28 protein-coding genes and 1 pseudogene are annotated in these 24,571 nt (G+C 40.3%); 12 read left to right on the forward strand and 17 right to left on the reverse strand.

The window, feature by feature from the left end; translation table 11 throughout:
- Positions 1 to 287 precede the first annotated feature (287 nt).
- From OMHG_RS00700 to OMHG_RS00735, 8 genes are all read left to right on the forward strand, one after another.
- The gene (locus OMHG_RS00700; protein WP_010647392.1) at positions 288 to 1,256 is read left to right on the forward strand and encodes a metal ABC transporter solute-binding protein, Zn/Mn family; all 969 of its coding nucleotides are present in this window, start codon (positions 288 to 290) and stop codon (positions 1,254 to 1,256) included.
- Positions 1,257 to 1,330: 74 nt separating this feature from the next.
- The gene (locus OMHG_RS00705; protein ID WP_010647393.1) at positions 1,331 to 2,086 is read left to right on the forward strand and encodes a metal ABC transporter ATP-binding protein; all 756 of its coding nucleotides are present in this window, start codon (positions 1,331 to 1,333) and stop codon (positions 2,084 to 2,086) included.
- Positions 2,087 to 2,102: 16 nt separating this feature from the next.
- Positions 2,103 to 2,954, forward strand: coding sequence for a metal ABC transporter permease (locus tag OMHG_RS00710; protein ID WP_010647394.1), 852 nt, complete (start codon positions 2,103 to 2,105; stop codon positions 2,952 to 2,954).
- Entirely contained in the window at positions 2,951 to 3,364 is a 414-nt protein-coding gene (locus tag OMHG_RS00715; RefSeq protein ID WP_010647395.1) for a Fur family transcriptional regulator, read from the forward strand. The genes OMHG_RS00710 and OMHG_RS00715 overlap by 4 nt, the downstream gene beginning before the upstream one ends.
- On the forward strand, positions 3,361 to 3,747 hold the full coding sequence (locus OMHG_RS00720) for a fluoride efflux transporter FluC (RefSeq protein WP_237566122.1): 387 nt from the start codon (positions 3,361 to 3,363) through the stop codon (positions 3,745 to 3,747). Before OMHG_RS00715 ends, OMHG_RS00720 begins: the two co-directional genes overlap by 4 nt.
- Positions 3,744 to 4,088, forward strand: a complete 345-nt coding sequence (gene crcB, locus OMHG_RS00725) for a fluoride efflux transporter CrcB (RefSeq protein WP_010647397.1) — start codon at positions 3,744 to 3,746, stop codon at positions 4,086 to 4,088. The genes OMHG_RS00720 and crcB overlap by 4 nt, the downstream gene beginning before the upstream one ends.
- Positions 4,089 to 4,159: 71 nt before the next feature.
- A complete protein-coding gene (locus tag OMHG_RS00730; RefSeq protein WP_010647398.1) occupies positions 4,160 to 5,407 on the forward strand; it encodes an SH3 domain-containing protein in 1,248 nt (415 codons plus the stop codon).
- A gap of 92 nt (positions 5,408 to 5,499) precedes the next feature.
- The gene (locus OMHG_RS00735) at positions 5,500 to 5,949 is read left to right on the forward strand and encodes an SH3 domain-containing protein (RefSeq protein WP_010647399.1); all 450 of its coding nucleotides are present in this window, start codon (positions 5,500 to 5,502) and stop codon (positions 5,947 to 5,949) included.
- 58 nt (positions 5,950 to 6,007) lie between these two features.
- On the opposite strand, the gene OMHG_RS00740 is transcribed toward OMHG_RS00735, so the two are convergent.
- The 5 genes from OMHG_RS00740 to OMHG_RS00760 form a co-directional block, all read right to left on the reverse strand.
- Positions 6,008 to 6,814: a VLRF1 family aeRF1-type release factor gene (locus OMHG_RS00740; RefSeq protein ID WP_010647400.1), complete on the reverse strand. Its 807-nt coding sequence runs from the start codon at positions 6,812 to 6,814 to the stop codon at positions 6,008 to 6,010.
- A gap of 70 nt (positions 6,815 to 6,884) precedes the next feature.
- Positions 6,885 to 7,037 (reverse strand): hypothetical protein, encoded by a 153-nt coding sequence (locus tag OMHG_RS18860; protein WP_154648210.1) that lies wholly within the window; start codon positions 7,035 to 7,037, stop codon positions 6,885 to 6,887.
- A 109-nt stretch (positions 7,038 to 7,146) separates the two neighbouring features.
- Positions 7,147 to 8,442, reverse strand: coding sequence for a hemolysin family protein (locus OMHG_RS00750; RefSeq protein WP_010647404.1), 1,296 nt, complete (start codon positions 8,440 to 8,442; stop codon positions 7,147 to 7,149).
- A gap of 362 nt (positions 8,443 to 8,804) precedes the next feature.
- Positions 8,805 to 10,295, reverse strand: a complete 1,491-nt coding sequence (locus tag OMHG_RS00755) for a BCCT family transporter (RefSeq protein ID WP_010647405.1) — start codon at positions 10,293 to 10,295, stop codon at positions 8,805 to 8,807.
- 209 nt (positions 10,296 to 10,504) lie between these two features.
- Positions 10,505 to 11,758, reverse strand: coding sequence for a C40 family peptidase (locus OMHG_RS00760; protein ID WP_010647407.1), 1,254 nt, complete (start codon positions 11,756 to 11,758; stop codon positions 10,505 to 10,507).
- Between the two features lie 687 nt (positions 11,759 to 12,445).
- Here OMHG_RS00760 and OMHG_RS00765 point away from each other — a divergent pair.
- Complete coding sequence (locus OMHG_RS00765; protein WP_010647410.1) at positions 12,446 to 13,462, forward strand: aromatic acid exporter family protein; 1,017 nt, start codon at positions 12,446 to 12,448, stop codon at positions 13,460 to 13,462.
- Between the two features lie 21 nt (positions 13,463 to 13,483).
- On the opposite strand, the gene OMHG_RS00770 is transcribed toward OMHG_RS00765, so the two are convergent.
- The 11 genes and pseudogenes from OMHG_RS00770 to OMHG_RS00815 form a co-directional block, all read right to left on the reverse strand.
- A complete protein-coding gene (locus tag OMHG_RS00770) occupies positions 13,484 to 14,119 on the reverse strand; it encodes a response regulator (RefSeq protein ID WP_010647412.1) in 636 nt (211 codons plus the stop codon).
- On the reverse strand, positions 14,112 to 15,155 hold the full coding sequence (locus OMHG_RS00775) for a sensor histidine kinase (RefSeq protein ID WP_010647413.1): 1,044 nt from the start codon (positions 15,153 to 15,155) through the stop codon (positions 14,112 to 14,114). Before OMHG_RS00775 ends, OMHG_RS00770 begins: the two co-directional genes overlap by 8 nt.
- Complete coding sequence (gene liaF, locus OMHG_RS00780) at positions 15,152 to 15,880, reverse strand: cell wall-active antibiotics response protein LiaF (RefSeq protein WP_010647414.1); 729 nt, start codon at positions 15,878 to 15,880, stop codon at positions 15,152 to 15,154. The genes OMHG_RS00775 and liaF overlap by 4 nt, the downstream gene beginning before the upstream one ends.
- Positions 15,881 to 15,985: 105 nt before the next feature.
- Positions 15,986 to 16,618, reverse strand: coding sequence for a PspA/IM30 family protein (locus OMHG_RS00785; protein WP_010647415.1), 633 nt, complete (start codon positions 16,616 to 16,618; stop codon positions 15,986 to 15,988).
- Between the two features lie 27 nt (positions 16,619 to 16,645).
- The gene (locus OMHG_RS00790) at positions 16,646 to 16,999 is read right to left on the reverse strand and encodes a lmo0954 family membrane protein (RefSeq protein WP_010647418.1); all 354 of its coding nucleotides are present in this window, start codon (positions 16,997 to 16,999) and stop codon (positions 16,646 to 16,648) included.
- Between the two features lie 159 nt (positions 17,000 to 17,158).
- Positions 17,159 to 17,467 carry a hypothetical protein gene (locus OMHG_RS00795; protein WP_147628987.1) on the reverse strand — a complete coding sequence of 103 codons (309 nt, stop codon included), beginning with the start codon at positions 17,465 to 17,467 and terminating at the stop codon, positions 17,159 to 17,161.
- Positions 17,468 to 17,549: 82 nt separating this feature from the next.
- Positions 17,550 to 18,155 (reverse strand): annotated as a pseudogene (locus OMHG_RS00800) (DedA family protein); the annotation flags it as partial.
- A gap of 124 nt (positions 18,156 to 18,279) precedes the next feature.
- Complete coding sequence (locus OMHG_RS17655; protein ID WP_010647425.1) at positions 18,280 to 18,432, reverse strand: anti-repressor SinI family protein; 153 nt, start codon at positions 18,430 to 18,432, stop codon at positions 18,280 to 18,282.
- A 35-nt stretch (positions 18,433 to 18,467) separates the two neighbouring features.
- Positions 18,468 to 19,061 (reverse strand): TetR/AcrR family transcriptional regulator, encoded by a 594-nt coding sequence (locus OMHG_RS00805; protein ID WP_010647427.1) that lies wholly within the window; start codon positions 19,059 to 19,061, stop codon positions 18,468 to 18,470.
- A gap of 157 nt (positions 19,062 to 19,218) precedes the next feature.
- A complete protein-coding gene (locus tag OMHG_RS00810) occupies positions 19,219 to 20,211 on the reverse strand; it encodes an LLM class flavin-dependent oxidoreductase (RefSeq protein ID WP_010647429.1) in 993 nt (330 codons plus the stop codon).
- Complete coding sequence (locus OMHG_RS00815; protein WP_010647431.1) at positions 20,201 to 20,791, reverse strand: DUF1836 domain-containing protein; 591 nt, start codon at positions 20,789 to 20,791, stop codon at positions 20,201 to 20,203. Before OMHG_RS00815 ends, OMHG_RS00810 begins: the two co-directional genes overlap by 11 nt.
- Positions 20,792 to 20,933: 142 nt before the next feature.
- On the opposite strand from OMHG_RS00815, the gene trhA reads away from it, so the two are divergent.
- Positions 20,934 to 21,581: a PAQR family membrane homeostasis protein TrhA gene (gene trhA, locus OMHG_RS00820; protein ID WP_010647432.1), complete on the forward strand. Its 648-nt coding sequence runs from the start codon at positions 20,934 to 20,936 to the stop codon at positions 21,579 to 21,581.
- Positions 21,582 to 21,623: 42 nt separating this feature from the next.
- Here the strand turns inward: trhA and OMHG_RS00825 are convergent, their stop codons facing one another.
- Positions 21,624 to 22,679: a M42 family metallopeptidase gene (locus OMHG_RS00825; RefSeq protein WP_010647434.1), complete on the reverse strand. Its 1,056-nt coding sequence runs from the start codon at positions 22,677 to 22,679 to the stop codon at positions 21,624 to 21,626.
- Between the two features lie 219 nt (positions 22,680 to 22,898).
- Between OMHG_RS00825 and OMHG_RS00830 the strand changes: the two genes are divergently transcribed.
- Both OMHG_RS00830 and OMHG_RS00835 read left to right on the forward strand, forming a co-directional pair.
- On the forward strand, positions 22,899 to 23,444 hold the full coding sequence (locus OMHG_RS00830; protein WP_010647435.1) for a copper resistance CopC family protein: 546 nt from the start codon (positions 22,899 to 22,901) through the stop codon (positions 23,442 to 23,444).
- Positions 23,445 to 23,447: 3 nt separating this feature from the next.
- Positions 23,448 to 24,551 (forward strand): copper resistance D family protein, encoded by a 1,104-nt coding sequence (locus tag OMHG_RS00835; protein ID WP_010647437.1) that lies wholly within the window; start codon positions 23,448 to 23,450, stop codon positions 24,549 to 24,551.
- Positions 24,552 to 24,571 lie beyond the last annotated feature (20 nt).

The following is a 24,571-nucleotide window of genomic DNA, read 5'->3' on the forward strand; positions in this document are numbered from 1 at the left end:
TCGCGTCAACTGAATAAATTAATCGAAACATCGTTAACTACCAACAATCATTTAGAAAACAGCCAAATTTTAAAAGACGGTATCCATCTACCTTTTACTATAATCCAAATTCTGATATTTCGCAATAAATTTAATTAACATTTTTGTAAAGGCTTTCTTATCTAAGTCTATATTCGATTATTTCACTGGTTTTAAAAAACCGTAATCATTACTGTTTACAAATCGGAACCATTACGTTAAGATATTATACGATAAACATTGATAATATATATGAGAGGAATAAACAGATGCAAATCTATAAACATATAATTCTGGTATTATTAACATTCATTTTGCTTGCAGGATGTGCATCCGCTAATGAAACGGAGAGCGAAGGACTGGAAATCTATACTTCCGTCTATCCGATCGAGTATGCCGTTGAACGAATTGCCGGGGAAACCGCCACCGTTAAAACCGTTTACCCTCCTGGAGTAGATGCACATACCTATGAGCCTACTACAAAGGATATGACAGGAATTGCAGATAGTGATGCATTTATCTATATGGGTGCGGGAATGGAGGGTTTTGCAGAAACTGCTGCAGATGCGCTAGCTTCTCAAAATGTGAGTCTAATAGAACTCGGACAGCATGAGGAACTTTTCCATACAGATGGTGGCAGCGAGCACGCTCATGAGACTGAAAATAACCATCAAGAAAGTGAAGAAGTCGCTTCTCATGATGGACACAATCATGGCGATCATGATCCCCACATCTGGATTGATCCATTGCGCATGTCCCAAATGGCAGAAATCATCAAGGATGAACTTATCGAAATTAACCCTGAAGATGAAGCTCTTTATAATGAAAACTTTGCCGCACTGGAAGCTGAACTCCATGAATTGGACGAAAACTATACGGAAGTGCTTGAAGCGAAGGAAAATAAACATATCCTTGTATCACATGCTGCATATGGATATTGGGAAGAAAGATACGGAACCGAACAGATTTCCATCAACGGTCTTTCTTCGAGCAATGAAGCATCCCAAAAAGAGCTGACCGAAATAATTGATCAGGCTAAAGAATATGGACTGGAATATATCATCTTTGAACAAAACGGTTCAACTAATGTTTCTAAGATCATCCAGCAGGAAATTGGCGCCGAATCCTTAGTGATTCACAACCTATCTGTTTTAACGGAAGAAGATATTGATAATAATGAAGACTATATGTCTATCATGAATCAAAACTTGGAAATTCTGGATAAAGCTATGAAATAAGTTTCAGGAGGCATCTAACGTAGTGCAGATGCTTCCTTATTCTTTTCAAGTCGATATTAGAGTGAGGTGTTATGATGACAAAACCAGTTGTATCAATGGAAAACATAAGCTACAGCTATGAAAATAAAGACGTTCTGCATGCAATTAACTTTGAAGTTCCTCAAGGAGCTTTTATGGGGCTGGTCGGCCCTAACGGCGGTGGAAAGACAACCTTGATTAAATTGATTCTTGGACTATTGAAGCCAGATCAGGGTGCCATCCATATTTTTGATGAACCTGTTGATAAAATGAAAGACAGAAACAAGATCGGTTTTGTATCACAAAAAGCGAATTCCTTTAACAAGGGCTTTCCAGCAACCGTCTATGAGGTGGTTTCCTCAGGGCTGACTGCCAAGATAGGATACTTCAAGTTTTTTAATAAAACCCATAAGGAAAAAATACTCCAGGCACTTGATCAGGTTGGCATGCTGGAATATGCCTATGAGAATATTGGCAATCTATCCGGTGGACAGCAGCAGCGTATTTTCATTGCCCGTTCGCTGGTTAGCGACCCGGAATTAATTATTCTCGATGAGCCCACTGTCGGCATTGATTACGAGAACGTCAAACGATTTTATGAGCTCTTGCATCAATTGCATCGGGAGCAGAATAAGACACTGCTTCTTGTAACCCATGATACGGGAACAATGACGGAATATGCTACAGACATTGTTTGCCTGAATAAAACATTGCATTTTCATGGAAACCCTGAGGAATATACTTCCCTTACCGAAAGCGACCTGTCAAAATTTTATGGACATACCGTAAATATTGTCAGTCACCATCACTAATGTTGGAGGATCAACTATGCTAGCAGACTTTTTTCAATACGATTTCTTACGATATACATTTTTAACCGGATTGCTGATTGGCATCATCGCCCCCCTGCTTGGTACATTCATTGTGGTAAGGAGATTATCGCTGATTGCCGATGCACTTTCCCATGTAACCTTGGCCGGCATTGCCTTTGGATTAATGGCTGAGAAAAAGTTCGGTCTCATGATTGCTCCATTATACAGTGGCATGGTCTTTTCGGTTATTGGCTCCGTATTGATCGAAAAGCTAAGAACTGTTTATAAGGCCTATCAGGAGCTTGCCATCCCGATTATTTTATCATCAGGTGTTGGTTTGAGCGTAATTTTCATTTCCATTGCTGACGGCTTCAATACAGAGTTATTTAATTATCTGTTTGGTTCTGTTTCCGCAGTCAGCCTTAATGACTTTTATATGATTCTCGGTATATCCATATTCATCGTTCTCATAGTGGCAGTCTTCTATAAGGAGCTTTTTACCCTTTCATTTGATGAGGAACATGCAACCATTTCGGGATTGCATGCGAAACGGATTCATTTGCTTTTTATCATTCTGACAGCACTTGTGATTGCTGCTTCCATAAGGATTGTCGGTGTATTGCTTGTATCCGCGCTAATGACTCTCCCTGTTGCAGCCAGTATGCGCCTTGCCAAAGGCTTTAAGCAAATGATGTTCTTATCTATTCTCTTCGGTGAGCTGTCTGTTATAATTGGATTAGTATCGGGTTATTATTTAAGCATACCACCTGGAGGAACAATCGTAATGGTCTCTATTATCATTTTATTACTGGCCATATGTATTAAAAGACTTAGTTCTAAACCGAAGAAAGCGAGGGATTTGGCATGAATATAGATGAAGCCATCGACTTATTGAAGGACAAAGGATATAAAACAACCGGAAAACGAAAAGATATTCTTGCTTTTTTTGAAGGGGCTGACGGCTATCGTACTGCCAAGGATCTGATTCATTATCTGGATGAAAGCTATGATGGAATCAGTTTTGACACCATTTACCGTAATCTCCATTTATATCATGAAGTCGGCATTCTGGAGTCCACCGAATTAAATGGTGAAAAACATTTCCGGATGAACTGCACACACCATCACCACCACCACTTTATCTGTAATGTGTGCGGGAAGACAAAAGAGATTGAAGTTTGCCCAATGTCTGAGGTCCAGCGGTCACTTGCCAATTATGCAATTGAAGACCATAAATTTGAAATCTATGGTTTATGTCCTGCCTGTCAGGGAGCATGAGCAAGATGAACCCTTTTCTTGCAATTGGCTTTGGCGGTATGATCGGAGCTGGAGGACGATATGGCATTTCGTTATTTTTTGACAATGCAATCGTTTTTCCTTATCAGACGCTGATCGCCAATCTGGCCGGCTGCTTTCTATTGACTTACCTAATGAACCATTCCTTCATTAAGTCCAGGCTGTCACCCGAGACATTCACCGCCATAACAACAGGTATTATCGGATCATTTACCACGTTTTCAACCCTTGCCGTTGAAACGGTCCAGTTATGGACCACCAGTACTTTCGCCGCCATCAGCTATATAGTGATTACGTTTTGCGGCGGGTTATTATTCAGCTTTTTCGGCTATCGATTATCAAAGGGAAAGCAGGTTATCGAATGAGTGTCGTTCTTGTGGCCATTGGGGGTTTTATCGGCAGTATTACCAGATACAGCCTCTCATTAAAATTTCATAAGCGATTGCTTGCTACATGGATTGCCAATATTACAGGATCCATGTTTTTGGCATTTCTGTTCAATCTTTATTTGGAAGAATCGATCAATGATTCAGTCTGGCTGCTGCTCGGGGTTGGTTTCTGTGGTGCCTATACGACCTTCTCAACCTTCAGCAATGAAACCCTTTCCCTTCTGATGGAGAAAGATTACAGGCGTGCTGCTCTTTACGTCAGCAGCTCTTTTATCGTTAGTATTGGAGCCGTAATTGTCGTCTTTTTCCTATTCTGATACATTATCCCTACAAATTATAAATGTTTCGTGTATAATAACTGAGATACATTTTAAGGGGGGGCAAATAAATGAGTAGAAAAAAAGGAATGTTGTTAGGAGTTATTGCTACGGCAGGCTTTATATTATTAATTATTATTATTATGCAAAATGGCTTTACCAGCAGTCCTACAATTGCTCAAAAGGACTCAGAAACAGAAGCTGTACATAACATTGAAGAAACTGATTCACTGAAGGAAAAAACGGATGAGACGACGGAGGACGATGAAAAGGACAAGCCATCCTCCAAGGAGAAACTTGAAATAGATGATAAAGAAAATTCCGAATCAACGGAAACAGCGAAAAATTCGGCTGCAGAAGAAAAAACAGAACCTGTCACATTTTCCACTAAATATGTAGCCGTTTCTTCACTAAACATTCGTAAAGGACCGGGAGTTAACCATACTGTTATCGGTACAGTGGTAATCAACGAGGAAATAGAGGCAGCAGATCAGGCTACGGATGGCGGATGGGTTCAAATTAAAACAGATACACTTACTGGTTTTGTAAATTCCAAGTACATAGATGATGAAAAGATTGTTGGCCAAGAAGTTATTGCGTCCACACAACCTGAATCAAATAAATCAAATAGTAATGCTGGAGAAAAAGAAGAGGAGAATCAGATTAAGCCTGCTAAGGATGAGAAAAAAGAAACTGAACCTTCTCCACCTGCTGGGGAGCAAAATGATGCACAAAAGCTGAAAAGCATTGGAGGTAACAATCAGCTGATTTTAGTCACCGCCAATGGTTACAGCACCAGCTCGGCAAGGATTCAAACCTTCGAAAGAACTACAGAAGGAAACTGGAAGCAGTTAATGGATGTTTCTGGTTTTATCGGCAAAAATGGCTTCGCTGATAACAAAGTGGAGGGTGACGGAAAGTCTCCCGTCGGTAAATTCACAATCGGTCATGCTTTCGGCCGGGCAGGAAATCCTGGTACTAAACTATCCTACAAGGCAATAACAGCAGATGACGTATGGGTCGATGATTCCAATTCCACTCACTATAACAGCTGGCAATCAAAATCAGCAACAAACGGTCAATGGTCAAGTGCAGAGAATATGGATATTCCATTATATACGCATGGATTCGTCATCAACTACAATACAGCTCGTACCCCAGGAAAAGGTAGTGCAATCTTTTTCCATATTGCTAACGGGCATACATTAGGCTGTACCGGTACAGCAAAATCCAATGTCATTTCAATTATAAAATGGTTGGATCCAGCAAAGAACCCCATTATCATCCAGACCCCGACAAATGGTCTCGGAAACTATTAAATTGATAAAGAACTTGATTAGCTCCGCTTCTTTTCATTTTGATGCTATTTCATGTATACTACTTTTAGACATTTTTTTAGGAGAAGTGACAAATGAATAGAAATAAAGGAATTATAATTATTATTTTACTAGTATTAATAGTTGCCTTCATTGCTTTTGTAGCGGTCATGCAGTACAATTTCATGAATCGCGATTTCGATGATTCTATCCGCGCAAATACTATTGAGGAGACTATTCCAGAATCGGATGTGGAGACAGATGATTCAGATACAGACCTTACAGAATCTGAAAATAGCTTGGAAGAGCAGAACAGCAGCGGGCAGGAGGAAGCATCTGAGGAAGCCAAATTCTCAAGTCGTACGGTAACAGTAGATTCCCTCAACGTTAGAAGCGGCCCTGGAACAGAATATGATATTACTGGTGTTGTAACACTTAATCAGGTAGTAGAAGTGGAAGATGACGGCAGCGGGTGGGTAAAAATTACCACCCCGGATTTCACTGGCTATATAAATGATAAATATCTGAGTGATGATAACGAATAAGAGATAGGGATAGGCACGCTATTGTTGAGCGCACCTACCCCTATCTTTTTTAAGCTGCTTATGCCAATACTTCCTGCATCACCTTTGTTTCTTCGTGGTCTAGCATGTTTTTAGGAATAATGTCATCAACTTCTTTGTTCATTTGGTTTGTTAACACTTTGGCTGCAGGTGCTTCTCCAACGACATAGGTTTTTTTCCACTTATGGTCTTTTACCATTTTGTCCAATTTAGGAGCAATGCTTTTATACCATCTCTGTTGATTGGCTTCATATCTTGCATCAAAATAATCTTTCTGATTATTGTTATATGATCCTGCACCTACGGCAGCGCCGCCTTGCCGCGCTCCATGCAGTACTCTCCATGTTTCTTCTTCCACATCAAGCTCATAGGAAGTGGTTTTCTCCACATGGTTTAAATTACAATCAATTACCTTTATTTGATTTTGTTGTACGAGGATAATCCCTGTCTTTGGATATGTTTCTTTCAGCTTACGAAATTGATTTAGTTCAGGGGTTTCTTGCCAGTAAAACTCATCTTCCAGTCGCATTTGTACCTTATCTGCATACCAGACAACTTCATCTGCGGTTGCAAACACGATAATTCCTTTTAATAGCTGCAGTTCATTCTCTTTGATAAATTTCTTTACCTTGTTTTTCACCATTTGGAAGTTTTTCAACTCTTCCTTGTCATTTGATTCCTCTAAATAGCTTTCGAAATTCCGCATGCCGTTTTTGAAATGTATTTTCCATTGGCCACCCTGTTGATCTGGATCAGATGGATCGGTATTTAAGTACATGGTAAAGACTTTATTGTTTCCTTCCATGTTTACCTTCTCCAGCTCTTTCAGCTTTTCATGTATATCCATAGAGATAGGATCCCTCCCAAAAGAAATTGTTCTTGTACTTTATCCTATATTGCATGAACATAAACCTATTCTAGCGTTTATTTAAATCTAAATTCAGGCTAATATGCTCGATAAACAGCTTCGTCTGATTCCACTCCAGACGGTCATTTTCCGCTGGCCAGCTTTTTAGCCTCCTGATAAGCACAAACCGTCTGGCGCTGGATTCATTTAGGCTGATATACATAATGCAAAAGACGATTTTTGGGCAGCTATCCAAGCGCTGCTCCTCATGAAGGCAGACAAACATAAGAAAAAAAGGCAAGCCTTGTATGGCTTGCCTTCGTGGGAATATATTATATTTTTACAACTTTAATCCGCTTAATCTGATAGCCATCTTTCTCATCAAGAATAAATTCATGTCCATCGAATTCCATGGAAGCACCGACCTCGGCATCCAGATTGTTTGTAAAGAACCAACCGCCAATTGTATCCACTTCATCATCTGAAAGAAATATGCCAAGCCTCTGATTCACTTCTTCCAGATTTAGTTTACCTGACAAAAGAAGTGTTTTTTCATCAACCTCTTCAATATCAGGCACTTCATCTTCATCAAACTCGTCACGGATATCTCCAACAATCTCTTCCAATATATCTTCAACTGTTACCAAGCCGGCAGTCCCGCCATACTCATCGTTAACGATGGCCATATGAATCCGCTCTTTTTGCATTTTGAGCAAAAGCTGCTTAATCGGTGTTGCTTCAGATACATGTATGATAGGACGAATGAATTTCTCGATCGAATTCGGTTTATCATCATCCAATTGTCCAGTGAAAAACTCTTTAAGGTTTACCAGACCAATTATATTATCTTTGTCCTCATCGGCAACAGGATACCTTGTAAACTGTCCTTCCCGGATGATTTCAAGATTTGCCTCAAAGCTGTCCTCTTTTGAGAAATAAATCATCTCTGTACGAGGAACCATTATTTCCCTTGCAACACGTTCATCAAAATCAAAAATGTTATTAACATACATCATTTCTGATTGATTGATTTCACCACTCTTAAAACTATCCGCAAGAATTAGGCGCAATTCTTCTTCACTGTGTGATTCCTCATGGCCGCTCATTGGCTGTAAACCAACAGATCGTGATAAGAGTCGTGCTGAACCGTTCAGGAACCATATGAAAGGGAAGAGCAATTTATAGAATAACATAAGAGGACGTGCTACAAATAGTGTCACCTGTTCCGCCTTTTGGATAGCCAATGTCTTCGGTGCAAGCTCCCCTACAACCACGTGCAGGAATGTTGCAAATGCAAATGAAATAGCTATTGAAAGAGTCGTAACAAGGGCTTCACTGATTTCGAATGATCCGAAAAGCGGATGCAGCATTTTCTCAAATGTCGGCTCTGCTAAGCGACCGATACCGAGAGCGGTAATGGTAATCCCCAGTTGACAGGCAGATAAATATTCGTCCAGATGGGTAACCACTTGCTTAGCATGTATTGCTGATCTCCTGCCACTTTCAATATGTGGTTCCAGTTGTGTACTTCTGACCTTTACAATCGCAAACTCCGCCATTACGAAGAATGCAGTCATTGCAATAAGTACAGCAACTGCAAGTAAATTTATTATGGTAACTATGTCCAATTAAGATCCTTGTGCCAAAGACACAAGGATTTCACCTCCCGATTTTCTAAAAATTATACATGTTTATTTTGGTTCTTTTCACGACGGTGATTCAACAATTGAAGAATAAAATAAATGTTAGAGTCATTGCTGAATCGTCTATATAGTTTTACCTTCCCATCGAATCACCCACTTCCCTAATATGATTATAGTATATTTGAAAATATGAGTCTATATATAATGCCATTATTTAAGATTATTTGCCTGCTGTTCGATACTTGGAACACATTCAGCTGCCAAACGCTTCCCGGTTAGTAATAGTTAAAAAATGATAAATCTAAAAAGCAGCCAATAGCTGTACTATTGGCTGCTTAACAGAGTTCCTATTTACCTTTAAAATCTTTTTTGACTATTTTCATAAAGGATACAACCATTATAAGCAATATTATGGTGAATGGCAGTGCTGAGATTAAGGAAGCTGTTTGCAGTGCCTCGAGTCCGCCGGCAATCAATAACACAACTGCTATCGCCGTAATAAGAAAGCCCCAAATGATTTTCGTAATCAAGGAAGGGTTTAATGAACCCTTCGATGTCATGCTTCCTAAGATATATGTCGCAGAATCTGCTGATGTAACGAGGAAAGTGAAAATTAGCAGAATCGATAATACCGAAAAGATTTCCGTTAATGGCAGCACACCGAATGTTTCAAATAAGGCTACCGTTACATCTGCGTCCACAGCTTCAGCAATTGCTGTCCCATTGAATAAATCACTGTGCAAGGCCGTTCCGCCAAATGTCGCTATCCATAGACACGCTATCGCAGGTGGTACGACCAGTACACCAAAGACAAACTGACGGATCGTCCTCCCTCTTGATACACGAGCGACAAATGCACCTACAAATGGAGACCATGCAATTGCCCATGCCCAATAAAATATCGTCCATTCCTGTACCCATGTCCCGCCACTATAAGGAGTTAAACGGAGGCTGTACTGGATAAAGTTCATAAGATAATCACCCGTGGCTAGCACAAGTGTCTCTAGGATAAATACGGTTGGTCCAGCAAAAAATACAAACACCAACAATAATAGACAAAGCCCTAAATTGATATTACTGAGCCATTTGATCCCTTTATTCAATCCTGTACTTGAGGATAATAAATACGCAACTAGCATCACACCAGCAATTACTAATTGAATCCACATCGAATTTGGAATTCCAGCTACTGCCGTCAGTCCGCCATTCATTTGCAAAATCCCTAGCCCGAGAGAAGTTGCAACACCCATTACCGTTGCAATAACCGCCAGAGAATCAATCGTATTGGCAACGCCTCTATTTTTCCCGACTACAGGCTCTATTGCAATTGAAATTAATCCCTTTCTATTTTTTCTGAACTGGAAATACGCAATAACCAGGCCTACAATCGCAAAGACGGACCACTGACTGATCCCCCAGTGGAAAAATGAATATCCCATTGCTTCGCGTGCTGCTTCAGGAGTTTGGCCATCCAATTCCGGGAATGGTGTATTAAAGAAATGACTCATTGGTTCTGCTACACCCCAGAAAACAATCGAAATCCCAAAGCCGGCAGAGAAGAGCATCCCAATCCATGTAAAAAACGGAAATTCCGGGCGGGAATCGACTGGACCAAGCCTAATTTTCCCATACTTGCTGATCGACAGTCCAATCAAGAACAAGGTGATGATAAATACAGCTAATAAATAAAACCAGCCAAAATTAATTGTAGTGAAGCTGAATAGCCTCCCCGCCACATTGCCGAAAGCTCTTGGAGCAGCTGCTCCAAGGATAACCAATAGACTGACAATGATTGCTGATACAAAAAATACTGGATTAAGATATGACTTATTTTTCATGACATTTCCTTTCGTTTTTGTAATTGTATGTATTTATGTAAGAAGCTAGCTTATTATATATAACCGTTTTTCAGTATAGCAAAACCTAAAATGAAATCCAATTATAGCTTTGCAGATTATCATCTGCATTATTACCATAATTATCCCTCATCCGCGCACAAAAAAATCCACCCTGCTTAAGAGTGGATTATCTCGTAATCTAGTATTCTTTATTTCACACTGCGTACGTGACCGTTAAATTTACCTGCCCAGTATCCGCTTGACATATCAGCCACTGCCAAGCCTGTTGAATTTTGCGCTCCAATAAACTTCCCGCCGCCAAGGTAGATTCCAACATGTCCATTTGTTTTATATGTGTTGAAAAATACGATATCCCCTGGCTGCATATTGCTTGCAGATACCTTCGTTCCAAAACTTGATAGTTGAGAAGTGCTTGATGGGATGGAGATTCCCGCCTGAGCGAATGCCCATGATACGAATCCGGAACAATCAAAGCCAGATGGTGATTTTCCGGCCCATACATAAGGAGTTCCCAGATGTGAGAAACCAGCGTTTATTGCTGTACTGATATTTCCACTTGCTGCCGGTCTTGCTGAACTCGTTTTCTTGCTGAGTGCTTCAAGTTTTCCGCCCGATTCACTTGAATCTGCTTCTCCCACAGTTGCACTTGCAACCGCAACTGCTGGAGCTGGATCGATTGCAGCTCGTAAACTTGCTTTAACATCTTGTTCAAGACTTGCAAGCTGGCTATCTTCCAGCTGCAGATTTTCTTTTAATGCAATTATATCTTCCTGCTTCATTTCTAGTTCTTCTTTACGGCTTTCATTTTCAGCCTTTTGTTCATCGATAAGAGCTAGGACGCCTTCCAGTTCAACTTCCATATCTTTCAGCTCGTCCAGCTTGGAAATGACAGCCGTTTTCTTTTCCTCTACCGCTTTCTTATCCTCTTCCTGCTTTTTCATCAAATCTGCGTCAGATTCCGTAATCTTGTTTACAGCAGATACACGGCTGATAAAATCACCGAAGTTCTTCGATCCGAAGATAACTTCCAGATAACTGATTTCCCCGCCATTCTGCTGATAAGAGACAGCACGTTCCTTTAGAATCTCAAATCGTGCTTCAATCGCTTCTTCCAGTTTTACGATTTCTTCTTCAAGCGCATCTATTTCGGATTCTTTGTCCGCAATGGATGTTTTTATCTTATCCATCTGCTTTTGGTTTTCAACCATAGCAGCATCAAGCTCTTCAATTTTTTCATTTAATGTCTCAAGTTCTATTAATAAATCCGCCATTTGACCTTCTGCGTCTGTCAATTTAGCTAATAGCGCTTCACGATCCTGCTGGATTTCCGATTGCTTAGTTTTCAATTCCTGAACAGTTTCTGCATGGGTCGTTCCAGTGAATAAAGTACTACCTAAACCAACCACAGCTACTGTGGTTAATGTAATTAATGTCTTTTTCAACGTTCTTTTCCCCACTTCCCATATTTACTCCGCAATTTTTCTATGTATGTAGACTCATTTATTCTCGTAATTTGCAGATATGTAATTAGATAGTTTATTTCTTCTAGGCAATATGTAGTATAGCATTGTAAAATGTCACTTATATTATGGAAATGTTACAGTTATATTTCAAAAATGACATTAAACCTCTTTTTTCATTAAAAACTTGTCTGATTTTGTAAGATAAACAGTTTTTCAAGCAGGGTTTTGTCTAGTCCTGTAATATTTTTTGTCTTTATGATGCTTATTTAAGTAGCAATTGATTTTAGTTGGAGGGAAAAATACCTATTTTAACAGAGCTGAATTTCCTGATTTTCTTTTCCTCTCTAACTAACGTACGCTAACTTGATTCTATTCTCCCACTATCAGCCATGTAAAAGCATAGGCATCCCTGCCCATTTTTTTGAAGTGTTATTGCTGTTTTTCTATAAGCGCTGTCTTTCACTTCTGCTGTTACGCAGCTGTTTCCTCCCATAGTCAAAAGGACAGATGAGGGTTATAGTTAAACTTAAAGAATCGCGGCGTATGCTCAAGTACCTGGCTATTTTTAACATGCAGGCATTTTATAAATTGATTGAAATAGTTTAGGGTTAGTAAGAGAATGGAAAAGTAAGACACGGATTTTTTAGGGAATTGAGGTAGGATGAATTGAGAAAACACAATTTTTTAGGGAGAAGAGTAGTAAAAACAGGTGTAGCCGCCTTCTTTACAGCTTTAATATGCCAATGGATTGGCTGGCCGGTTGCTTTCGCCGTTATTACAGCAATTGTAACGATTGAACCAACTGTATCGGATTCAATTAAAAAAGGAATTATACGTTTCCCAGCTTCAGCTATAGGTTCGGCATATGCTGTTTTATTTATGTCTTTATTTGGCGACTCCCCCATCACATATGCCCTTGCAGCAGTATTCACAATCGCTACCTGCTTTAAATTAAAGCTTCATGCAGGATTGCTTGTTGCAACACTTACCTCAGTCGCTATGATTGATGTCATCCATGGACATTTCCTGATTGCCTTTTTCATCCGCTTAGGGACCACAACAATTGGAATTGGTGTATCGACTCTAGTAAATATGTTTGTATTGCCGCCCAAGTACCGCAATATCATAACCGGGAAAGTCAATCATATTAAGTTACGTACAGGTGCACAGATAGAAAAAATATCCAGATTGGTTTTAGAGGGTTCCGATGATAAAAAGAAGTTGATGCTTGATGAATTGACAAAGCTTGATGAGGAAATACATAAAACAGAGATATTATGCCGTTTTCAAAGAGAAGAGGTCAAATACCATCCATTGCTGGAATCGGAACAGCTCGCTTTCCAACAGTCACAAAAACAGCTGAATAACCTGCGATTGATCCATTATCATTTGAGCAATTTAATTTATAATCCGATTATCCATCTCTCCTGGACTGCTGATGAGAAAAAAATTATTCTTGATGCTGTCATTACAATGGCGAACAGTTTGAAAGACGAAGCATTATACAGTTCTGAAGCAAATATGAAGCAAATGGATTGTATAACGGAACTATTTTGGGAAGACAATGAAGAATTAACAAAGAATAATGCACACCATCCTACTAACTTTCCTCCAGAGCTGATTGTTTTGTATGAATTGGTTTCCATCTATGAACTCGTCAATAAATTCTACAGTGAAAAATAAGAAGAGCCACAGTGGCTCTTCTTATTTTTTGACAAGATTATTTTGGAATGCATAGATAACGGCCTGTGTCCGGTCCTGCACCTCTAATTTCCCCAGTATGTTACTTACATGGACCTTTACCGTCTTAAGCGCAATGAAGAGGTCATCTGCTATTTGCTGATTTGTTTTGCCTTGGGCAATCAAAAGCAAAATTTCTTTCTCACGATCTGTTAATTGTTCATGCAGTGGGGGCTCTTGGCTATGGCGCATCCGGGTCATTATTTTCCCGGTCACTTCTGGTTCCAGGATCGATTGGCCATTATATGTATCTCGAATAGCCTTTGCAATTTCACTTGCCTTCGACGTTTTCAGCATGTAGCTTGTGGCACCTGCCTCCAGTGCTGGATATACCTTTTCATCATCCAAAAAGCTTGTCACAATGATAATTTTCGCTTCCGGCCATTGTTCAATAATTTTCCTTGTTGCTTCAATTCCATCCATTTCCTTCATAACAAGATCCATTAAAATAATATCCGGACGCAATTGCAGTGCCTGCCCAACAGCAGGACCTCCATCATCCGCTTCTGCAATGACATCAATGTCAGGCTGGGCGGAAAGATATGCCGAAACGCCAATACGGACCATTTCATGATCATCTGCAAACAGGACACTAATCATTTTCCGGTTCCTCCTTTGTGAGAACTGGGACTTTAACTTCCAGACGGGTTCCTTCATTCGGCAGACTGATTACCTTAAAGGTTCCTCCAACTTCAAATGCACGCTCGCGCATATTTTGCATGCCATAGGAACTCGTTTTCACCTTCTCCATATCGAAACCGATTCCATTATCAGCGACTCGTAATATAATCGTATCATCCCGCTCAATCAGCAGGATGTTCATACTGGTAGCTTTAGCATGCCTTAATGTATTGGATATCGATTCCTGCAGAATACGGAACAATTGATCTTCAATTCCTTTGTCGACAGCAAATACTTCTATTTTTGATTCAATTTCCATAGGGACCTTCTGTATCAATTCCTGTAATAGCTCTTTGACACCTTCATGCAGCTTTTTCCCTTTCAGCGCAACAGGCCGGAGGTGCAATAATAATGCACGCATCTCAAGCTGGGATTGATGGATCATTTTTTCCACCATGGAAAGCTGCTTCCTAAAGACTGCATCCTCAGGCGGATTGTTTTCATTGATGGCAGACATCATCATCGATGCGGCGAATAGCTGTTGACTAACCGAGTCATGCAGCTCCCGCGCCAAGCGATTCCTCTCCTGGACAACGATTTCCTGCAGACTTTTTTCCCGTTCATGTGCACGTTCTGTTGAAAGGCGTTGGGCATGTTCAGCCTGTCTCCTTAGCTTTTCCTGCAATTGATCGATACGAAGATGGATACCAGCAAGCTCTCTATATGGCTCATCGCTTGTGGTCACCTTTTGTCCTTTGACGATTTGGTCAAGCTTTTTCTCTAATTGATGAAATCTCTGTTTCCAGTACCAACCAAGCGTCAAACCGGTTATTGTACCAATAGAAATTGCTATTCCGAAAACCCACACAACAAACGAAACATTGGCAAATTCCTGTGTCCAAACGTCAGACCAGTCAGCAGGAGGAAAGAACAGAAAGGTGGTACCAATTGCAAGAACAGCAAACAATAGACTGAAAACAATGGCAGTAAAGACATGACGGATCACGATAATCATATTCGCTTCACCTCTATGTCTCCAGAAAATAAAGAGGTAATGATTTTTACACGCGGATATTCCGAATCGTAATTCGCGGTTTGGTAAAAGAGCGAACGATTCATAAGCTTCCATTCATGTTTACCCAAAATATGTGCCCGGCCAAAAATCGAGCTGTGATGAATGCTTACCTCTACCTCATATGGTACATAAATTTCAATATTCCCGATGAAATGACGAATAGATATAACGGCTGTATCGTTTGGCAGTACCGTATTGCTCAAGTCAATGATACGATCGCCGAAAATCCCATATATATTGACATCCTTCCATTGATAGGCTGTATCCTCTGTTGCCTGATCCTCAAAAGTCTTTTGCTCAAATAGCGGTTTAATGTCTATTAATGTTTCATCCCTTATTTCTCCGCCGGGCAGAATCGGATCGTATTGCTTTGCTTCCTTCTTCGATTTCATATAGTCGATGATGAACAATACAACTGCAGCAATAATCAGGAAGCGAACTGCCAACAAATTCAAGATGGCAAAAATAAGACTGACCAGGGAAATCCAAAAGACGATTTTCCCCCATAATTTTCTAAAATACTTCCAGCCTACATAGGTGAATAGAGCTGAAAATAATGCTGGAATAATGGTTCCTCCAAAGAAGAAGACGATTTCAAATATAAAGAGGATCACGCCAATGATCAATATCCAGTTAAAATAATCTGTCGATAGCCGTTTGAACATAGGTGATCCTCCTTTAGCTTATGTAGCCGTACAGGCGCAAGTAAATTGCGCCTGTACAGTATATCATGATTTTTAATTTTTCGGCAGCTTCAATGGCCCCAGCCTTTAATTGTTCTGCTCATTCAATTCTTTTTCAAGCTTAGCGATTTTACTGTCAAAAGTACTTCTGTAATAGGAGCTGTTCACTTTATATTCCAGATTCTCAATATACTGCTCCATCTCAGCGAATTTCGAGAATGGTTTATCCGTGGTCTCCTCGACTACCCGATTGATCTGGTGGTTGGCCTTTGCGATATTCTCCCGGCCCATTAGTTCCATTCGCCGTAAATGCATGTCCTTTAATCGATGCTTCATGTTCTCATATTTCTGTTCCAGTGCTTCCAGCTGTTCCAATGCCTCTTCTCTGGAAGCCTTCATACGGTCTGCACGTACCTGGTATTCTTCATGTTCTTTTATCGCAAATTCATGCATGTCCTCTTCGCCGGCCTTATCTGCAATCGCTGCCTGTTTCAAACGCCTGTCGGCATGATCTTGCGCCTTTAGATATTCTCTGGAGAATTCCTCTTTCAATTTATACTGACGATCGATCAGCCTTCTTACCTTTTCCTTTTCCTGCTCACTTTGACGCAAATACTGATTCAATGCGGCAATCGGATTTTTCTGTTCCTTTTTATCAAGCATTGTATGAAGATCTGCTGAAACGCTATCTTTTATTCTTGTAAAAATATTCGTTGACATATCAAATTCTCCTTTATCCCGTTAATTTTACGATCGATTTAACTCTGCCCACTGGCGTTCAAAATTTGTAAATGGATCATCATCTTCCACAACCTCAACTGCAGGACTTTCATCCTCGTTCCAACCTTTATAGATGAGATAAAGCACATATGCGGCACCAATTCCGATTACGGCAAAGATATTCGAAAATGTGATGCTCAATACGATTAGACCGGCAAGTATCCAGCCGATTTTCCCAACGGTGGAATCGCTTTTGACAAACCTTTTAAAACACACATATAGCAACCATACACTTAAGGCCAGCAATACCATTGGACCAATATTGGCCAGCAAAATGAATAGTGCGACAAGCCCAGCAATAAACAACATAAACTTTTTCATTAACATTTCCTCCTTTCTTTATCCTGACTCCATCTTACAGGCTAAGCCAACACCCGGTAATGTACCTCAGCTATATTTCCAACTAAGCCCCCAGACCTATTTGGTGCCTGTCACTTCCCGAATTTTGTCGAATTCCGTGTTTCCTTTATCTCCTCCGGCTCAGTCCACCCGCTGCGCTTCTGTACGGAAGAAGGAACTTTTGTTTCGGCCAGTTCCTTCTTCCAGAAGCTGGGCGACTTCCTGTCCCTCCGTCCGATAAGTCAACATCGGTCCACTTACGTTCCCCGTGTTTCCTTTATCTCCTCCGAGAAAGTCCACTCGCTGCGCTTCTGTACGGAAGAAGGAACTTTTATTTCGGCCAGTTCCTTCTTCCAGAAGCTGGGCGACTTCCTGTCCCTCCGTCCGATAAGTCAACATCGGTCCACTTACGTTCCCCGTGTTTCCTTTATCTCCTCCGAGACAGTCCACTCGCTGCGCTTCTGAACGGAAGAAGGAAATTTTGTATATAAAAAAGAAAGTAATGTTTAAGCATTACTTTCTTAGTGTTATTGCTTCTTTTTTTCTTTTGAATATACCAGGCTATACTTATAGCGATACCGATTGCGATTGCCATGTAGGCAATACTGGAGTATACTTCCATAAACCCGAGGATGGAGGACCAGTTTTCTCCCAATATGGCTCCAATCGAGATTAGTACCAGATTCCAGATTAGCGTTCCTATCGCCGTAAAAATCAGGAATAACGAGAATTTCATATTGGACATTCCAGCAGGGATAGAGATCAGGCTTCGAATTAAGGGAATCATCCGGCAGAAAAGCACTGCCCAGTATCCGTATCGATCAAACCATGAATCTGCTTTATGGATATCATCCTTGGTAATTCGCAGGATATGACCCCAGCGATCCACAATATTATCCAGTCGTCTAACATCAAGCAATAGACCAATTCCATACAGAACGACTGCACCAATAATAGAACCGGCTGATGCCACAACTAGTACACCAGCAATCGTCAGCCCCGTATACGTTGTTAAAAACCCTCCGAATGGAAGGATAATCTCTGACGGAATCGGCGGGAAAACATTTTCCAAAGCCATCATCATGAATATCCCAAAATATCCGAACTGCTCCATTATATCTGTAACCCAGTTCTCCATAATTTCCTCCATTACAAATAACGTATCTATAAATATCTATTATAGCATGGCTACACTTATGAATTATTCAGGCTAGCTAACCACAAAAAAAGAAAAGCATAGCATTATGCCTTTCGATAAGCAATCAGCTCTTTTCATCGTCATTCAGTGTACCCTCACGTTCTTCTGCCAAGAAGGCCCTCACATCTTCGGGGTTTAGGCCAATCTTTTTTGCCGTCTGTATCAATACCATCCATTCCTGATCCAGCTGTGCCCCATTTTTTTTAATATTAATCATCCCCTATCCCAAATTTAGATACAGCACATCCCTTCCTATCTGCTGATTATGCCATTTAATATTAATCGGACAATTTCATTTGCCAGATTTCCCGGTTCTCTCATGCCAGTAAACAATTTAACGATCGTCAGACGCTCCATGATGCCTACCAAACTCTGTGCCACCGTATGCATATCAATATCAGGCTGAAAATATCCGTCTCTCTGCTCTTTCAGTAAATTTTCTTCGATTTGGGCTGCGATTTGCCCCTTTAATCTGCCTGCATCCTTTGAAATATAGAATCCGATTTTTGTAAGGTCTTGATTATTTTTAAAATATGTAAATATGGCCGTAAGTTTATACTCGATCTCCGCTTCCAATGAGTCCAATTTCAACCCTGATTCAAGCCTGCTCTGCTGAACAAGATCAGAGAGCGTGCTATGAAAGGAGCCCACCAACTCCTGAAATATCGCATCCTTGCTACTGAAATATAGATAGAAGGATGGCTGTGTCACATTTGCCCGCTTTACAATTGTACTTATTTTTGTTTCATGAAAACCACACTTTGCAAATTCCTCTGCAGCCTTTTCCAGTAATAAATTTCGGCTCTCCACTCCAATTGAGCCTCTTCTGCGACCTCTTTGCCCCATTTCTGCCAACTCCAAATCCGCTTTTATATTACTCATGAGTATTATCTATCATAGAGCAAATATAGTCAATTGAAATTTACTGAAAAATAAAAAAAGAATCTTTTTTGCTTTAAAAAAGATTCTTTCTTTATCATTCAAGGGATTCTTCCACCTTTCCCTATTCATTTAATTGAAATGCTTCTGCTAGTAATTGATAGGATTTCATTCTTGTCTGATAGTCATGTGTAATCGTAACAATCATAAATTCATCCACGCCATATGCCTTCTGTAATCCCTCAAGTTCCTTCCTTACAAACTCAGGATTTCCGATAATCTGATTGTTTTTCATCTTTTCCATCGTTCCACGCTCTTCATCGGTATAAGGATAGGTTTTTGCCTCTTGTAGTGCAGGTACACCATTTTTGCCCTCACCCTTTGATTGCTGGACCTGCCATAACAGATTGCTTTTGGCTATTTCCTCAGCTTCTTCGGTTGTTTCTGCACAAACGACAGATACTGTAACAAATGCTTGGGGATTTTGACGTTTAACATTATTGTAATAGCTTTTCATAATCTCCGGTCCATTTTGATCGCTCATAAAATGCCCGTAAACATACGGCAAACCCTTTTCGGCAGCCAGCAGAGCACTCTTCTCGCTAGTTCCTAACAGCCATGGTACAGGCGCCACCTCCGGGAACGGTGCAGCTGTAACTTTTGAAAAAAGATTGTCTTCCGGGAAATCATTGCGAAGAAAATGAACCAGTTCATCTAACCGTTCAGGCATTTCCCGCACCTTTTCCAAAAAGTTCCCCGCAAGTGCCATGGATACCTCCGCCGATCCCCCTGGTGCCCTTCCCAGCCCGAGATCAATTCTATTCGGATACATAGTTGCCAATAGATTATATCGTTCAGCAATATTGTATGGTTTATAATTCGGCAAAAGGACTGCTCCCGCCCCGATTCGGATTCTCTCTGTTTGTGAGCCGATAATCCCCAGCAGAATATCAGGAGCGGGACTGGCCAGCCCATCGAGATCATGATGCTCGGCAACCCAGTACCTCGTGTAGCCTATTTTATCGGCAATTTTCGCCAGCTGAATCGTGGCCTCGAGAGCTTCACGACTACTTCTTCCGGACGATACCGGTGCTTGGTCCAATATGCTAAGCTTCATACTTGTCCTCTCCTTTTTCCCCAATTTTATCAACCATCATTTCGGCCGCCCTCCTGTAATAATTACTCATACTCGAGAAGGTTGCCACAAGCAATAGCTGCTCCAAATATTCTTCATCTTCATTTTCCAGCTGTTCCACTTCACTTCTTACCGCTTCTATCTGTTCCTCTATATCCCTGGTGAACATGGCTGTGTTATTTTGCATAAGATCGAGGTAGGTTTGATACAGCTGTTTCAGGTCTATATTTCCTTCGGTGATACCGCTGTTCAATTGATTCAGTGTCTGCTTGACATCACTGATTGATAATGTGCTTTTCATTTGATAGATCATACTAATTAATATCATATGTTCTTTGGAATACTTTTTATCTTTGATCGGAAAAAACAATTTTCCTTTAGCGTAATTATTGACCATTGTTTTGGTTAGGACTTTTTCTTTCTCGTTTCGTTTAGAGGAAGCATATTTATTTTCAAACAGCTGGATGACCTGATCCATATATAGATCCAAATCAGGCATGTCCTCCAATGTCAATTGGTTATCCAAATGTATCGCTTCCATTAATTCCTTCTTATTTTTCATTGCAAAACCCCATTATTAAAAGTTATCTTCATTATACGCGACACATTTCAAAAATAAAAGTAATCGTTGACTACTTTGTGCCATAGGTATATCATGTTCATATAGTTTTAAAAACTACATATTGATATAAGGATGTGTGCTAATGAATAAATATATTCGTGAACCAGTAAATGCCTTCACCCATTTATTCGGGGCTATCATGGCAATTATTGGACTGATAGCATTAATTGAAAAAGCCTCTCAAACAAGTGAATCTTCGCTTTCGATTGTTGCTGTCTCTGTTTTTGGGATAAGCATGATTTTATTATATGCCGCCTCAGCGTCCTATCATACAGTGATTGCTAAGGATATCACCATTGCCTTATTTAGACGGATTGATCATGCCATGATATTTGTATTAATTGCCGGCACCTATATTCCTTTCTGTCTAATCAGTCTAAACGATACTACAGGCTGGATATTATTTTGGGTTATAAGCAGCATCGCAATAGCAGGAATTCTGTTTAAGCTGATCTGGTTCCATGCCCCAAGATGGCTATCCACTATCTTATATATCGCAATGGGCTGGATTGTAATCTTTTACAGCGGCGCATTAGCACCGGTGATTGGACCAAATGGAATGGGCTATCTGATAGCTGGCGGACTTTTTTACACGATTGGTGCATTCATCTATTGGCTGAAACCTGGATTTTTATCCTTTAAGCATATGGGGTTTCATGAGATCTTTCATATATTCATTCTGTTCGGCAGTCTGTGCCACTTTATCTGTATCTATCAATATGTATTATAAAAAAACGAACTTACCAATTTTCGGTAAGTTCGTTTAGTCTGTTTAGTAGGTTACTATATTGGACTGAATATAATGGTACAGCAATTTCTCTGTGTGGTTCAATGATTCTTCATGGGTTCTTTCAAATGCATGGGATGAATCTATCCCAGGTCCAATCAATCCATGAATGATGTCATGGCCGGCATGGATTGCGGCAGATGCATCAGAACTATAGTATGGATAGATATCGAGTTTATAGCCAATATTGTTTGCTTCGGCAAGTTCAACCAAGTGCTTGCGCAATCCCAAATGATATGGTCCGCTTCCATCCTTTACACAGATGGATACGGTATATTCATCTGTGGATTGCCCATCACCCATTGCTCCCATATCGACAGCCAGATATTCGACCGTTTCCGGTGTAATATTCGAATTGCCGCCGTAACCGATTTCTTCATTATTAGAGATAAGGAAATGGGTTGTATACGGGAGCATGATACCGTCTTCCTTTACACGTTTAATCAACTGCAGCAGAATGCCTACACTTGCTTTATCATCCAAATGACGGGATTTGATATAGCCATTATCTGTGATTTGTACTCGTGGATCGAAAGAAACAAAGTCTCCCACTTCAATACCTAGAGCCCGAATTTCTTCCTCATTCTCAGCCTTGGCATCGATTCGCACTTCCATATTGGTCTGATTCCGCTTTGCATCGCCTGCATCCCTGTACACATGTACAGATGTCTGGTGCATCAAAATGGTTCCTGTTAGGATAGCGCCTTTTGCAGTATGAATTTCACAGTATTCACCTTCAATGGAGTTATAACGGAAACCTCCGATTAAATCCAGCTTCAGGCGACCATTGCTTTTCACTTCTTTAACCATAGCTCCAAGCGTATCAACATGGGCCGTTAGCATTCTATGTTCTTTCGTATTCGCACCAGGTAAAGTGGCAATAAGGCCACCCTTGCGATTACGTGTTGTGTTTACATTTAAGTTCTGTAAGTAATTCTCAACAAATTCAATAACCTTTATCGTATTTCCTGATGGGCTTGGTATAGAGACTAATTGTTTAATAAGTTCTTTGGTTTCTGCGACATTTGGATATGTACTCATCCTAATCTTACTTCCCCCTTCTATTTATATCTATATCTTTATCTTACAGCTAATCACACAGGATGAAAAGGGTATCACTTTCAATAAAAATTAGTGTACTATTATCATGAGTCCGAATAAGTCATTAAATTGACAAATCGGCTGGCTCAATTACATTGTTTTCAGTACCTTTCTTTAGTAATCTATAAAGGTATGTTTAAAAAATAGGAGGGAATATTGATGAAGAAAATAGCATTAATCACGTTGATCTGTTTTTTTGCTTTTACTAACCAGGCATTAGCCCATACTAGCTTGGAGAGCTCTAATCCAGAAGATGGAAGTACCGTTTCCGAGCAACTAAAGGAAATCACATTGACTTATGAATCTACAATTGAGGATAGCAGTACATTTGAACTTCAAGACGAGAACGGGAATTCGATCCCGCTTGACAACATAACGGTTGCTGACAATCTAATGACCGGAAATCCAAATGAAGCTCTCGAAAACGGTCAGTACACAGTGCTTTGGAATATCATCGGTGTGGATGGACATCCGATTGAGGGTTCCTTCTCTTTCACCATTGATGCTCCTGAAGATGAGTCAGAATCAGAAGAAACGGCTGAAAATCAAACCGATGATGCAGTAGATCCCGAAATTATCAGGGCTGAAACTGAGGAAGCAACAGATGTAAAAGAAGAAGACAATTCGAATCTCTTACTTATCGGAATCCTAGTTATTGTTGTTCTTGCTGTTGGTAGTATCATTTGGTTAAGGAGGAAGAAATAAACGATGTTTTTTCTTTCTGTAATCAGTGAAGTGCTTCTCTATACCTGTTTTGCGCTTTTGATTGCATCGTATATTTTTCCCCTGGTTCCATCTAGTCACAAGCCGAATATTGAAGTGCCGACAAATCTCAAGCTGATTGCTGTTGCCGGTATTGCCCTGTTTTCTTTTATGCCGGTTTTACAGCTTGTCCTCTATTTATATCACGATTATGGTGCGGGACAGGCTCTTGAAACCGTGTTGATTTCGTTTAAAATTGGGAATTCATGGCTTTACACTTTCGGGCTCTCTCTAATATTCGGTTTTTACATCACACTGACCGACGAACGGGAACATCAAGTGTACACATGGGTCGGACTCGGGATGGTATTCCTGCTCGTTTTAGGATTAGGGTGGGCCAGTCATGCAAGTTCGATTATTCCAATAGCTGGCTTTGCTATCCATACATTGCATTTTCTGGCCGTTACAATATGGGTGGGACTACTGTTGATCGTCAGCTGGTTCTCGAAAGATATCAACCACTGGCTATCTTTTTTGAAATGGTTTCATCTTACTGCACTTTGCTGCTTCATTGTAACGATTATCAGCGGACTGATTCTGATGAATTTCAGCATGGATTGGAGCGATTACAATGATGCATGGACGGTACCATACGGACAAAGTCTGCTGATCAAACATCTGTTGATCATTCCACTTGTCGGTTATGCTGTAATCAACGGTGTCTTGATGAAAAAGAAAATGCAGCTTCATCCAGAATTTGACCCAAGACCTTGGACAAAAATTGAATGTCTCGTTATCCTGCTGATTTTTGCTGTTACAGGCGCATTGAGCCAGCAGTCGCCACCGAGCAATCTGGCAACCATTATAGATTATGAAGGACTTTCACCACTTTTCTCGCTCTTTTATAGGGCTCCTGGCCATTCAGATTTTACAGTCGAATGGATGGTAGGCGGCTCCAGTATCCTATTTACTGCAATGGCAATTATCTTTTTGGTAATAGGCATAGCTTCCTTTATAGAGAAAATGTCACCATTTTTTTCGTTTGTCATGGCTTTATTCTTTGTCTTATGCGGTTATTTAGCATTGATGAACAGCATTGTTGTCCTATAGTCATTATCTAAAGTTTCCTT

Origin of the sequence: Oceanobacillus massiliensis str. N'diop, assembly GCF_000285495.1 — a bacterium.
Lineage (GTDB): Bacteria > Bacillota > Bacilli > Bacillales > Amphibacillaceae > Oceanobacillus > Oceanobacillus massiliensis.